The 12,818-nt window shown below is 49.5% G+C and carries 16 protein-coding genes; 5 read left to right on the top strand and 11 right to left on the bottom strand.

Going from position 1 to position 12,818, the window contains the following annotated elements; genetic code table 11:
* Positions 1-185 precede the first annotated feature (185 nt).
* Entirely contained in the window at positions 186-836 is a 651-nt protein-coding gene (gene gph / locus J4E70_RS14505) for a phosphoglycolate phosphatase (protein ID WP_213890365.1), read from the top strand.
* A 39-nt stretch (positions 837-875) separates the two neighbouring features.
* Here gph and J4E70_RS14500 read toward each other — a convergent pair whose 3' ends face one another.
* The 5 genes from J4E70_RS14500 to phnD form a co-directional block, all read right to left on the bottom strand.
* The gene (locus J4E70_RS14500; RefSeq protein ID WP_213890364.1) at positions 876-1,790 is read right to left on the bottom strand and encodes an HAD-IIA family hydrolase; all 915 of its coding nucleotides are present in this window, start codon (positions 1,788-1,790) and stop codon (positions 876-878) included.
* Positions 1,790-2,608 (bottom strand): phosphonate ABC transporter, permease protein PhnE, encoded by an 819-nt coding sequence (gene phnE, locus J4E70_RS14495; protein ID WP_213890363.1) that lies wholly within the window; start codon positions 2,606-2,608, stop codon positions 1,790-1,792. The genes J4E70_RS14500 and phnE (J4E70_RS14495) overlap by 1 nt, the downstream gene beginning before the upstream one ends.
* On the bottom strand, positions 2,608-3,420 hold the full coding sequence (phnE, locus tag J4E70_RS14490) for a phosphonate ABC transporter, permease protein PhnE (protein WP_213890362.1): 813 nt from the start codon (positions 3,418-3,420) through the stop codon (positions 2,608-2,610). Before phnE (J4E70_RS14490) ends, phnE (J4E70_RS14495) begins: the two co-directional genes overlap by 1 nt.
* Complete coding sequence (gene phnC / locus J4E70_RS14485; protein ID WP_213890361.1) at positions 3,417-4,208, bottom strand: phosphonate ABC transporter ATP-binding protein; 792 nt, start codon at positions 4,206-4,208, stop codon at positions 3,417-3,419. Before phnC ends, phnE (J4E70_RS14490) begins: the two co-directional genes overlap by 4 nt.
* 70 nt (positions 4,209-4,278) lie before the next feature.
* Positions 4,279-5,205 (bottom strand): phosphate/phosphite/phosphonate ABC transporter substrate-binding protein, encoded by a 927-nt coding sequence (gene phnD, locus J4E70_RS14480; RefSeq protein ID WP_377609344.1) that lies wholly within the window; start codon positions 5,203-5,205, stop codon positions 4,279-4,281.
* Between the two features lie 504 nt (positions 5,206-5,709).
* On the opposite strand from phnD, the gene J4E70_RS14475 reads away from it, so the two are divergent.
* Both J4E70_RS14475 and J4E70_RS14470 read left to right on the top strand, forming a co-directional pair.
* The gene (locus J4E70_RS14475; RefSeq protein ID WP_213890359.1) at positions 5,710-6,198 is read left to right on the top strand and encodes an RrF2 family transcriptional regulator; all 489 of its coding nucleotides are present in this window, start codon (positions 5,710-5,712) and stop codon (positions 6,196-6,198) included.
* Positions 6,195-6,884: a succinate dehydrogenase/fumarate reductase transmembrane subunit gene (locus J4E70_RS14470; RefSeq protein WP_213890358.1), complete on the top strand. Its 690-nt coding sequence runs from the start codon at positions 6,195-6,197 to the stop codon at positions 6,882-6,884. Before J4E70_RS14475 ends, J4E70_RS14470 begins: the two co-directional genes overlap by 4 nt.
* A 156-nt stretch (positions 6,885-7,040) precedes the next feature.
* Here J4E70_RS14470 and J4E70_RS14465 read toward each other — a convergent pair whose 3' ends face one another.
* On the bottom strand, positions 7,041-7,637 hold the full coding sequence (locus tag J4E70_RS14465) for a hypothetical protein (protein WP_213890357.1): 597 nt from the start codon (positions 7,635-7,637) through the stop codon (positions 7,041-7,043).
* A 163-nt stretch (positions 7,638-7,800) separates the two neighbouring features.
* Positions 7,801-8,370 carry a TetR/AcrR family transcriptional regulator gene (locus tag J4E70_RS14460; RefSeq protein WP_213890356.1) on the bottom strand — a complete coding sequence of 190 codons (570 nt, stop codon included), beginning with the start codon at positions 8,368-8,370 and terminating at the stop codon, positions 7,801-7,803.
* A gap of 348 nt (positions 8,371-8,718) precedes the next feature.
* Between J4E70_RS14460 and J4E70_RS14455 the strand changes: the two genes are divergently transcribed.
* Complete coding sequence (locus J4E70_RS14455) at positions 8,719-9,528, top strand: alpha/beta fold hydrolase (protein WP_213890355.1); 810 nt, start codon at positions 8,719-8,721, stop codon at positions 9,526-9,528.
* A 38-nt stretch (positions 9,529-9,566) separates the two neighbouring features.
* A complete protein-coding gene (locus tag J4E70_RS14450) occupies positions 9,567-10,193 on the top strand; it encodes a cysteine hydrolase family protein (protein WP_213890354.1) in 627 nt (208 codons plus the stop codon).
* Between the two features lie 421 nt (positions 10,194-10,614).
* Here the strand turns inward: J4E70_RS14450 and J4E70_RS14445 are convergent, their stop codons facing one another.
* The 4 genes from J4E70_RS14445 to J4E70_RS14430 form a co-directional block, all read right to left on the bottom strand.
* Entirely contained in the window at positions 10,615-11,166 is a 552-nt protein-coding gene (locus tag J4E70_RS14445) for a carboxymuconolactone decarboxylase family protein (RefSeq protein WP_213890353.1), read from the bottom strand.
* Between the two features lie 126 nt (positions 11,167-11,292).
* Positions 11,293-11,520 (bottom strand): glutaredoxin domain-containing protein, encoded by a 228-nt coding sequence (locus J4E70_RS14440; protein WP_213890352.1) that lies wholly within the window; start codon positions 11,518-11,520, stop codon positions 11,293-11,295.
* Positions 11,521-11,570: 50 nt separating this feature from the next.
* Complete coding sequence (locus J4E70_RS14435) at positions 11,571-12,140, bottom strand: carboxymuconolactone decarboxylase family protein (protein ID WP_213890351.1); 570 nt, start codon at positions 12,138-12,140, stop codon at positions 11,571-11,573.
* A gap of 65 nt (positions 12,141-12,205) precedes the next feature.
* The gene (locus J4E70_RS14430; protein WP_213890350.1) at positions 12,206-12,787 is read right to left on the bottom strand and encodes a TetR/AcrR family transcriptional regulator; all 582 of its coding nucleotides are present in this window, start codon (positions 12,785-12,787) and stop codon (positions 12,206-12,208) included.
* Positions 12,788-12,818 lie beyond the last annotated feature (31 nt).

Raw genomic sequence — 12,818 nt, 5'->3', positions numbered from 1 at the left:
GAGTTGACATGCGAGATGTCAGTACTGGGCCAACACGAATACCTTCAGATTTCCGAATAGAAAATGTGCTGGCGATATTAAGAATGGCCTGCCTGAAACGCCTTTAGCGGGTTTCAGGTCTCTATTTGATTGTCGTCAGAAATGGCTGATCTATACTCTCGTGTTCATGCTCTAAGGTATTGAAAATGAAGACAGCAATTGTATTCGATCTTGATGGCACATTAATCGACAGTGCCCCTGATATTCAGGCAGCTATTAACAATGTGATGCGTGACGTCGCGACAGACCCTTTTGATCTGCCAACTGTTGTTTCGTTCATCGGAAACGGTGTTCCGAAACTCGTGGAACGTGCCATGCAAAAAAGAGCCATACCCGAATACCGGCACGCGGAACTCACTCAGATGATGTTAGAGTTTTACGATGCCAATCCCGCTACGCTAACGCGACTATATCCCAATGTTCAGAACGCCCTGTTGGCACTCAAGCAGCGCGGGCATCCTTTGGGTATCTGCACCAACAAACCCGAAGAAGCAGCACGCAAGATTCTTTCTGCCTTTGGGTTGGATGAGTTTTTTGGTGCCGTCGTAGGAGGTGACAGTCTGCCACAGCGCAAACCAGACCCTGCTCCGCTGCACGATACCTATCAAAAACTTGGCACCACATCATGCATCTATGTTGGCGACAGCGAAGTAGACGCGGAAACAGCGCAACGGGCGGGTTTAAGTTTCGCTCTCTTCAGTAAAGGTTACCGGAAAACGCCTGTTGAAAAGATATACAATACGTCTGTCTTTGACGATTTTGCAGAGCTACCCATAATTATCGAAACCCTCGTTTAGATAGGTTATACAAAAAGATCCGCTGCGCAAAGCTCCGTTTCAGGGGCTCGGAAGAATGAAATCTGGGAAAATTCCAGAAGTCGCAATAGCACTGGCAATATCAAACCCCTTCAAAGACCCGTAGTCAGTGACAAGTGCGGTTTTGACCCCTGCGACCTGACCACCCAGAATATCGGTGTGCAGCGTATCACCCACCATCACCACACGGTTCCGGTTAATGTCAGACGGCAAACGGCGAAATACCAGTTCATAGATATTCGCAAAAGGCTTCCCAAAGAAAGCGGGTGTGCACCCTGTGGTATCGGCAAGCGAATGGGCATAATGACCCGGTTGTTTTGACAACCCACCTTCAACTGGGGCCACGATATCCGGGTTTCCAACGAAAACCGGGCGCGGGTTCTGACGCAGCGATTTCTCAAGAAGCGATTGTTGTGCATCCGTCCAGTCTCCTGTTCCAAGAAGAATGAAGCTTTCAGCAGTGTCGTAGTCTTTGGGATCATTCCTCAAAAACGTGATGTCGAGTTTTTCGAACTCTTCCGTGCCGTATTCTGCTGCAGCCATAAGTCCCCAGCGGCGCGGTTCCTCATTTTGCAACGCAGCTAAAAGCGTTTCGCGGCTTGAAACGATGTCCTCAGCCGCAAATGTGTAACCCAGGCGTTCATATCGCTTCATGAGCAATCGTTTCGGGTAGCCAGCAGAATTGGTGACAACCATGACACGTTTGCTAGCCGCTTGCAGGTCGGCGATACGACGGCATGTCCCCGGAATCGCCTGTTCACCGATGTTCAAAACCCCGTAAGCATCAAGCAGAAACACGTCAAACTGATCGGCAAGATCAGCCAGGCTATTCACCATCATAGGTCTGGTTTCACCGCCCGCTTGTGGCAGCCTTTCCCGCACCTGCTGATAGGCGTCAAACGCCCATTTGCTGTCTACCTCGGGATCGACGCGCATCAGATAATGGCACTTCGAACTTTTGCTGAAACCCACTCACCAAGCACGACTGCCATCAGAATAACAATCAGGATCAGCGCGACCTGTGGCCATGCCAGAACATTAAGAGACGACGAAAGCTGAAGCCCGATCCCGCCTGCCCCAACAAGGCCTAATACGGTGGATTCGCGGATGTTGATGTCCCACCGGAAAACAGAAATCCCGGCGAAAGCGGGCAATATTTGCGGAACAATTCCAAATGCCATCACCTGCCAACGGCTTGCACCTGTAGACGCTATCGCTTCGGTTTGAGCGACGTCTATCTCTTCAATCGCTTCATAGAGAAGCTTGGCGCAGAATCCGATAGAACGGATGGCAATCGCAACAACACCTGCAAAAACCCCCGGTCCAATGATAGCGATCAATAAAAGTGCCCAAATCAAAGAGTTGATTGACCGTGTTGAAACGATAATCAGCAGTGCGATAGGGCGTATGAAAAGCGTTGACGGAGTCGTATTGCGAGCAGCCATGAAGGCCACGGGAACCGCAAGGATCAAAGCGCCAATTGTTCCGAGCGTCGCGATATTCAGCGTGTCCCAGATGGGCACCCATAGCTTTTCTATGTAAGACCAGCGCGGCGGGGTTGCGCGTGCAAGAATATCGCCTGCAATGCTGGGCGCGTCCCAGACAAAAAACCATGTGGTTGCTTCTGAAATCCGGTTCCAGCACCAGACAAAAATGGCCACGCCTATCAATGTGAAAAACCAGCGTGTCAGTTGGCTTTTAGAGTCGCGCCGTTGCCAGGCCTTGCGGCCATCAGAGAGAGTTTTAACAGGCATTACTGAACCCTCGCTCTGATAAGACCGGAAACATATTCAAGAAACATGACGGTCCCGATAATAAGGATCAGGATGGCGGCGGCTGTGTCGAATTCGTACCGGTCAAACGCCGTGTTCAGCGTAGCACCTATACCCCCGGCCCCAACAAGCCCAAGGATCGTGCTTTCACGAAAGTTGATGTCGAGCCGGTACATGGAAAGTCCAATCAGGCGCGGCATGAACTGAGGTTGCACACCATAGTTGATCCATTGCATCCAGCGCGAGCCTGTCGCCCGAATTGCCTCGGCCTGAGATTTATCCATCGATTCAATGTCTTCAGCGAGCAGCTTTGACAAAAAGCCGATTGTTGCAAAAGACAGCGTCATGAACCCGGCAAGCGGACCAAACCCAAAGATCGCAACAAGCAGAATTGCGACAATAATTTCCTGTAACGCCCGACTTACGGCGACGATGCCGCGACAAATCACATAGACTGGCAAAGGCGCGATATTGCGCGCCGCGCCAAGGCCGATAGGAATAGAGATCAGGATACCGACGACCGAGGACGCGACTGTCATGATCAGGCTTTCAATCATACCTTCCCATATATCCGTGGCGCGGCTGGTGAAGTCTGGATTGGTGAATGACGCGATAAAGGCAACGCCGCGGTCCAGCCCCTCATAAACACGTGACCAGTTGACTTCTATCGATGCTATCGCCGCGACAAGATATAGAAACGTTCCAATAAGCAAAGTGTACCGCAGCCAAGGGCGTTTGATGAAAGCGGGCTTACGCCAGCGCTGTCCGACACGAGCCTGTAGTGCCGCGCTCATGCCGTCACCATTTCGTCTTCATCTTCGACTTTTTCGATCGTCGCTTCCCAATCTTCTTCGCCGTAGATGCGTGTCAATACATCTGGTGTTAGCGCATCTGGTGGCCCGTCAAATTCAATTGCACCGAATCTCAGGCCAACGACGCGTTGGACAAACATCTGAGCCAAGGCCACATCGTGAATGTTGATAATTGCGGCGAGGTCGCGTTCCGCGCAAAGTTCGCAAATCAGGCGCATAATCTGGCGGCTTGTTTTCGGGTCAAGCGACGCCGTGGGTTCATCGACCAGCAAAAGCGCAGGGTTCTGAATAAGCGCGCGACAAATTCCAACGCGTTGACGTTGCCCGCCTGACAATTCATCGGCCCGTTTGTCTGCCATTTCCAGCAAACCAACCCGATCAAGCAGACGGAATGCTTCATCGACATCAGACTGCGGAAAGCGGCGTGTGAAGCTGCGCCAGAACCCGACATAGCCCAACCTGCCGGACAGCACATTTTCCATAACTGTCAGCCGCTCAACAAGCGCGTATTCCTGAAAGATCATCCCCATCCGACGGCGTTCGCGCCGAAGCGCACCCGACCCGAGCTTAGTCAAATCGACGTCGCCCAAAAAAACGCTTCCGGAGGTTGGTTCAACCAACCGATTTATACACCGGATAAGTGTAGATTTACCCGCGCCGGAAGGGCCGATCAGTGCGAGCACCTGCCCTTGCGGAACTTCGAGATCAACAGATTTCAGGGCTTTGTCACCCGTTGGATACGTTTTATCCAGCTCTACAAGCCGCAGCATGCCCCTACCCCCAAGTTGGTTATTTTTGGAAGTGCGGTCCGTTTTTCGGACGGACCGCCTTCAGATTTATTTATTCGCAAGCGTAGGAAACATTGTTTGCGGTGTCTATTTTGCGGATAACATCCCAGAATTCCTGATATGTCATCTCAATGAACTGCGCTTCGTTTGATTTCTCAAACTCTGCTTCCAGGCTGGAACCTTCCCATTCAAAGCTGAAGAACGCTTCGCGAATTTGTTCCTGCAGTTCCGGCTTAAGATTGTAGACAACGCCAAAACCTGTGGTTGGGAACGTTTGCGACTTATAGATCGAAACAACCTGATCAGGTGTGATCACTTCGCGCTCGATCATCCGGCTCATCACCGAATTCGCGATAGAAGCAGCAGGGTAGTCCTGATTGGCGACACCCAGAATCGAGTTGTCATGTTTGCCCGAGAACACGGGTTCAAAGTCGCGCTCAGAAACCATATCAAAATCAGACATCAGGATTGCCGAGGGTGCTTTGAAACCCGAATTAGACGTAGGCGACGTAAAGGCAAGCTGGCCACCACGGATATCTTCAACACTATCGATTCCAGATCCAGGATACGTGATGATCTCCATTTCATAGCCAAAACCACCATCGGCAGAGGCCATGATTGTAAATGGCCGGAAACCGGCGCAGTTCACAGCCAATGGGTTTGACCCTGTATTGAAGCCGGCAATATGTAAACGACCCGACCGCATTGCTTCGATCTGTGCGGCATTCGACTGCACAGGAAAGAACTGCACTGATTTTCCGGTAACGGCCTCAAGGTGCGTCAAAAAATCGGACCACGCTTCTTTGTAAACGGCTGGATCTTCAACCGGAGTATAGGCAAAAACAAGCGTTTCCGGATCAAGCAGTTGGCTTTCGTCAGTTGGGGTGTCGGCAATCAGATCACCATCGACATCACAGTAACGGTCATCAAGGTCGCCACGCGGACAGTCTTGCGCCGACGCCGGCGCAGCAATTGCCATACCGGCGACAAAGCCAGACGCGATAATGGTTTTTGTAAGTAGGTTCATATTAATCCTCCCAGATTTTCTTTTCCGAACGGTAAAGGCTTTCGCCAAGATCACAAACAAAATCAACATTCACAGTGTATGAAAAACGAAGCCGAATAACCAATATGGGTTGATCAGACAAGCGCATTCAAACTTCGGGTTCATAATTTTTAAAGTGCTCTTGTCTGTTCACCTTCGATTTCAGCTGACCGTTTCATCTGCGGCCTATTCGCTTTGCTCTTTATACGTCAAAATTGGTTGTCAGTCAGTTCATCCATTATTTTACATAGACAGCAAATTCGCCACCGAACAAATTCACTTATATTTTACGTCGAAAAAGAAACAAGTCGAAAATTCCCGAAGCCGATAGAAGATAACTCTTTCGTGAGGATGCTATTTTAAGTTGTGCTCCGCTCCGTTTTCCTGATATTCGGATATTTATTATCCGCTTTTACCTACAAGGGTCTGGAGTTCCAAATGCGATTGAATGAAGGCGTTGAATGGGCTGTGCACAGCTGTTCGCTAATGGCCTCACTGCCGGAAGGTATGGCATTGCCTGCTCGAAAGATCGCCGAGTATTTCGATTTGCCTGAAGCCTATCTCGCAAAGATAATGCAGCAATTGTCGGTGTCACAGATCGTTACGTCGCGGCGTGGTCCAGGTGGCGGCTATCGCCTAACCAAATCACCAGACGAAATTTCACTTCTCGATATCGTTGTTGCCATTGATGGAAATGAACAATGTTTTCAGTGCACCGAAATCCGGCGCCGCGGGCCAACAGCATCAACCGACGCAATATACAACCTGCCCTGCGGCATCGCCCGATCCATGTGGAAAGCGGAACAAGCCTGGCGAAATGAGCTGTCCAAAGTGTCGTTAAGAGACATTCAAATGATGGGCTTTCAGGAAACCCCGAAACCGCAGCTTGAAAAAGCTGTGGAATGGTTCAAGGAGACTTTAAGTTGACGATCAATGACACAGGTGTTTCGTCCCGACCGCGCCAAATAACCATTCGCAAAATACACAAAATCAATGCGGTCTTCTTGATTGTTTTTCTGGTTTTGCACCTCGCAACACACCTGAGCGGCATTTTCGGGATTTCGACCTACAATTCAGTCCAGTCTGCACTCAGGCTGATTTACGGAAACCTGCTTGTCGAGACAGTTCTCATCGTCTCGATCGTGACGCAGCTTATCGTTGGAGCAATTCTACTCGTCAGATCCCTGCGTCGCGGCAAACCCGTTGGGTTTTGGCCTTGGGCACAGGTACTGTCTGGCGGTTTTTTCTTTGTATTCATGGCACAGCACCTTTATTCGCTTTGGTTCGCACGCGTCATTTTTGACCTTGATACAAACTTTTACTGGCCTGCTTCGGTCATGACCGGCCCCCCGTTCATCTACTACTTCATCCCTTACTACTTCTTCGGAGTATGGGCCGTGATTACACATATTGGTGTTGGTGTGCGGTATCGGGTGCTTGATGCCGGAAACAAGATCGCGGCAGACCGCGTTGGCGTTGGAATTATCGTTGCAGGCGCATTTGTTTCAGCTCTTATTTTGCCAATCCTCTCAGGGGTGTTCTTTGAAATTGAAATGCCGCAGGAGTGGATAGACTATCTGCGATTTTACGACCCTGATTTTGTTCCTTGGTAGTTGGGAAAAGCTCGAAAAGGGTTTCTTGGGCAATCAACCGGGGCCATCGTCGAGCGAAGTGATTGCACACCATAACCGTGAACCTACGTGACCTTTGGATCTCAGCAATAGGGTCTTCGGATGAACAAAAGTCTGTAAGATTAACCTCTCAAGTTTCTAGTCGATCAGACGAATCGACCTAACAAAAACACCCGTTTCCGTACCCCTTCCAATAACAAAAACCTGACCGCCTATCTCAAGCGAACGACCGAATTCTTCGGAAGAACCGCAGAACTCGTCGAACATATACGGCAAGCCTGCGAACCTGATTGGGTTTCGGCATTTTTGATCAACCCACCGCTTGGATTTGGCAACGGTGAATGGGGCTTCAATTTCAACGCCAGCAATCACGGCACCAATCATCGGTCCACCCACTGTTACAGCATAGCTTCCGATCATAAACCCAATTGAAGGAACAAGGAGCATTGTTCCAAATTTCTTCAGTTTCCCCGTTCCGTGGTCAGTGATCTTGAAGGCTACGGCCACTCCCCAAGACAACAAAACCGCTGAAATGGAGCCGGAGACAATTGCCGGAATGCGAGCTTGGGAAACCCAATCAGGCGACGGCAAGTACTGGACGCCAATGAAATACTCGACGCCAATTGTTTTGTAAACTACCGGACCACCTCCAAGTAGCAACCAAAAATAAATAGTACCTCTGATCCAATAGGGCAGCCGCTTGAACGGCTTTTGCTGTCTTAAGTCTTTATTCATGGATTGATGTTTGCATTCACGTTTTGGCGATGATGTGGCAAAGTCCGGGTAAGTTTTTTTTCGGCGCAGCGTCAGTTTGCGTTGCGCTCGAACCCGACCTTTACCAAAAATAATTGGTTCTAATTGATCCGACTGGAAAAGGTCCACACAACACCTGTGCGGATCAGGCCCTAAGCTCGTCCATTTCGATTTCTTCGAAGATTTCCGGGTCACCCAAAGACCGTGCAACAATCAACGCGCCTTCCATTGTAGAAAGCGTTTTTAAGGCAGCCTTTCTAAGTGTTTTCTCTGTCTGCGCCCTGCCCCAGTCTGTTCTGCTAAGCGCAGTCACGAGCCAGTCTGAGTTCAAAAGAAAAAATGATCGGGTCTGGTCCGCAACTTCTGACGGCAGGTCAGCCACTTCAGCGCCAAGCATGCCACATAAGCACATCAGCTTTTCTTGTTTAAGTGAATACCGCGCCAGTTCGCGTACCTTTTCCAGAACTTCGTTTGCGTCGTTGGATGCGTCTTCCGGATTTCCCAGCGTCTTGAGGAAGTTTTCTGTGTAGCGCCTGGCTACGGCGACACCCAAGGCGCCTTTCGTTGGATAATAGTAATGAACCGACGAGCTTTTGACGCCCACCGCATCTGCGATTTCTCTGAAGCTGACTCCGTTGTAACCCCGAGAACGTATCATCGTTTCTGCAGTGTCGAGTATTTTCACTTCGTAGTTCTGAGCGCTCTTTCGGGACATCAGCATTTTCCTGTTACACCTATCGATAGATAGAGGTTGACGGCGCTTCCAGCAAGCGCTATTTACTCATCTTGTCTATCTACTGATAGATGCATTAAGGGAGCAACATGGAACCCAACGAAGAACTAAACACTATCGGCGACTTTAATATGTCGTCTTAACCCCATGAAAACCGGTGACTTTTAGATGTCGTTACCGGCGTCATGGCGGGCGAAAAGCCACCACTCATCTGTAAACCTGAGGCCCCAGACCCCTAAAAATCAGGAATAGACAATGCCTGCCGCAACAAACTCCGCCCCCAAAAGGCGAACATTTTTCCAAACTCTCAAATCAATAGGAGCAACCCTAATGGGAAATTCAACTGCACCCACTCTGGCCCACCACACCGTTGGCAATGGGCCTGAAAAAGTTCTGATGCTGCACAGCTGGATCGACAATTCACACAGCATGGACAACATCACCCCGTACCTTGATACAGATGCATATACCTTTGTTTTTGCTGATCTTCGTGGCTACGGTGGCTCAATCGACATCAAGGGTGAATACACCTCAACTGAAGCAGCAACCGACGCGTTCAATCTTGCAGATCACCTTGGCTGGGACCGTTTCCACCTGATGGGTCACTCCATGAGCGGCATGATCTCTCAGCGTGCAGCACTGATCGACTGGACAAGCGGTAAAAAGCGGCTGAAAAGCGTTGTTGCAATTACGCCTGTTACGGCAAATGGTTACCCTGCAGACGAAGACACCAAAGATTTCCTTCAAAGCTCTATCCACAACGCTGAAGTTGCCTCGCAACTTGCAGCGGGCCTGACTGGCGGCCGCCTGTCCATGAAGTACTGTACCGCAGTTGCAGAAGCGAACATTGCGTCCTCTTCCGCAGATGCGATGCTAGGCTACTACAACATGTGGGTTGGTGAAGATTTCTCTGAAGAAGCAAAAGCAGCCTCGATCCAGACCCCATTGCTGGTCATCGCAGGAAAGCAGGATCTGCCCGGATTCCAAACCGACTACTACAAAGAAACTTTTGGCGCCTGGTATCCAAAAGTTGAGATCAAAACCATCGACGAAGCAGGTCATATGCCAATGTATGAAACACCCCTGATCCTTGGCGCGATGGTTGAAGGCTTCCTGAACGAACAAACCGCCGCTGCTTAATAGCGAAAAAAGCGTAAATTCGTTGTAAGGAAAAGGCGATGGTGCCCAAGATCAATATCGACCAACTGGCGATAGTACTTGTTGACAACAACAATGAATTTCTTTCGGAAGAAGGAAAACTCTATCCGCTCGTTGAACCGATGACTGAAGGGGGTGCCATCGTTGGCCGCATGAATTTACTATTGGCATCTGCGAGACAAAGAAACGTTCCTGTCTTTCACCTGCCACTCAGTTTTTCATCAGATTATCAGGAAATGGGAACCAACCCATACGGGATCAACGCGACGATAAAAAACGCCGGCGCGCTCCGCAAAGGAACCTGGGGCGCTCAGGTCGCTTACACAATTGATACGGCAAACGACACTGTGATCGCAGGCAAATCCACCACCTGTGCTTTTGCGTCGACAAATCTTAACGAAGAACTGAGAAACCGCGGAGTTAGGCAAATTATCCTTGGTGGTCTTCTGAGCAACATCTGCATCGAATCCACGATGCGCACGGCCTACGGATACGGTTTCGAGGTGTTTGCCCTGACCAACTGTTCGGCTGCACTAAGCCAGGAAGCGCATGAGAATGCAGTAGAAAACAACTGGCCGATGTTTTCCTATCCAATTGATGTTGAGAAACTTGTTTCAAGTCTTCGAAAAACGCGCTGGTTCGCTTGAAACTGTTCGATCTGAAGAACTTCCCAGCTAAAATGGATGTCAGCAGACACTGGGAGAATATTCTCAATTCAAAACAATAGAGTGAGGGCGCTCTGGTAGAATGCCAAGCGTTCGCGTGCCACTCAGTTATTTATTGAATTCGGAGCAGGTTTTCCTACGCTGGAATTTCTTTTACATGTTAGCCGCAGTTTTCCTGAGCTTACTCAAATCGCTTTCGGCGATCGGATCTGCGAGCCCCCAAGTGCTTGGAAGCACCTCTTTAACAGAAACCCAACTTAGCATTCGGACACCTTCAGTTTCCACAGCCTCGACAGAGTCTGTGACTTTGTAGACTATCCGTTTTTTCAGGAGAAACCTTAAATACTCTCCCACTCCCGTAACATGAACGTAGCACATGTTCCGACTCCCTTGTTTAACTGAATTAAGCTTCCTTCGTCCAAGCAGCGGCAATGAAAGCGTCATCAAGCGGTGTTTTGGCGATATGTGTTGTGTAGTTTGAGATCGTTTTAAGCCCGACACCCAGTACAACCTCCAGCGCTTGCTGTTCCGCATATCCGGCATTGAAAAAGGCCTGAATGTCGTCCGGAGACGCCCAACCCTGCGCGGCTACAACCGCGCTTGTGAAGCGGCGTAAAGCTTCTAGTTTTAGATCCTGAATGGGCGATCCTGTTCGAATGGCCTGAACAATTTCGCTCGGCACTTTTTGCATTTCTGAAAACGTACTGTGAACCGCCATGCAGTATTCACATTCGTTTTCGTAACTTGTTGTTAAAAGGACAACCTGACGTTCCGTTGGTGAAAAAGACGTGCTTTCGAATATCTTCGCCACGGTAAGATACCCCTCAACCAGGCTAGGTGCCGTTGACATGACGCCAAGCAAATTGGGTACAAAACCATATTTCTTCTGGGCAGTCGTCAGAATTCCCCTCGCACCCTCAGGCGCTGTTTCAGGGGTTTGGACTGGAAAGCTCATTACTTCGGCCTTTCGGTTAGATTTCCACCCGAGGAACGATTGCTCCAAACCAGAGACGTAGTCTCGGGCAGGTGTTATTTTTTTTTTGCGGGTTAAAACGAGTGTACGGCTTTGCTATTCCGGGCGTCAGGCCTGCAACTTTTCCTGCAAATCCTCGAACCCGCCGACGTGCTGACCATCTATAAATATTTGCGGAATTGTCTTAGCTCTGGGCAGTCGGTCGCGCATTTCCAGCATTACTTCAGGTATGCTGACGTCTCGTTCCCTGAACGAAAAATTCTTAGACACCAGCAATTGCTTTGCAGCGACGCAGTAATCGCAGCCAGGACCTGTGAAAATTTCAACTTCTTTCATCGGATTCTCCCGTGGAGTGTAAAGGCGGGCAGTCCCTGCCCGCCCTGAATTTAGTGAGCGACTTTTAGAATTGGGTCGACGCCATCAAACATCGGTTCAAGCTCTACTCCGAGCGCGTCACCAAATTTTGAAACAGCGATGTATGTCGTGATGACAAACGCCGCATCAACGATTTGTGCGTCCGTCCAATGTTCGTGAAGACGATCCCACAGACCTTTTGAAACGCGGTTGGCGTCCTTGCCAATTTGCACGGTGAAATCCAGCAACGCCCTTTCGCCTTCGGTGTAAAGTTCGCTTGTCTTGTATTTCTCACCTTCCAGATCTGCGATCTTTTCATCTGAAATACCCAGCATGTTTGAGACACGCTCATGCTGGACGACGCAATACTGGCACTCGTTATTCTGCGTCGCTTTCAGGATCAAAAGTTCCTTGGTTTTCCAGTCAAGTGCGCTGTCTTTGAGGATGGCCATAATTGTGTCTGTGAACGCTGTCCCGTATTCAGACTGATGGCCAAAGACCTTGAAGATGTTCAGAAGCGCCTGAAAACGCTCTTCTGAACGGTCATAAAACGCGAGCGTTTCTGTATTCGCCTGATCGCGTTCCACATAAGATACTGTCATGTCATTCTCCTTTATTTATCCGATCAAACATCTTGGAATGATCGTTCTAGTTTGCTTAAATTTTTTTAGGCGAGCAGTGCCCTCGTCTGTGCAACAATTGAGTCTCGTGTCGTCTGAGGGGCACCAGAGCGCGTCAGAACGCGCAACCCCATAAATGATGCAAGAAGTGATTTTGCCATCTCACCCGGGTCAATCTGCTCAACGAAACAATTTGCCTGCTTTGCAGCGCAGAGCTGTTTCTTGAAAAAAGTCTCAACGTTGCCAAGGCTTTCACGCGTGATGACAGAAATAGCCGGATCATGTGGTGCACATTCAACTGCTGTATTGACGATAAGACATCCAGCTGGCTGATCCGATTTGTCATCAGATTTTGCCGCTGCCTCAAACGCTGCGACAATCGCCTCTTTTGGATCAGGCATTTCTGACAGCGCACCCAGAAAACGGGCGCTGTAGTTTTTTTCGTACCGGTCAAGTGCCGCAAGAAAGATGTCCCGCTTGCCGTCAAAATTTGCGTAGATGCTTCCGCGATTAACGCCAGTCGTCTTCACCAAATCGTTGATCGACGTACCCTCATATCCATGCGCCCAAAAGGTGTGCATCGCCTTGTCAATGAACTGATTTGTGTCGTGTTGCTTCTGACCAACCATGATTCCACTCTCTTTGATATATCCGTACCCA

It is taken from the genome of Pseudohalocynthiibacter aestuariivivens, from assembly GCF_018457175.1.
GTDB lineage: Bacteria > Pseudomonadota > Alphaproteobacteria > Rhodobacterales > Rhodobacteraceae > Pseudohalocynthiibacter > Pseudohalocynthiibacter aestuariivivens.
The sequence above is the reverse complement of the archived record's forward strand: the minus strand, read 5'-3'. Positions and strand labels throughout refer to the sequence as shown.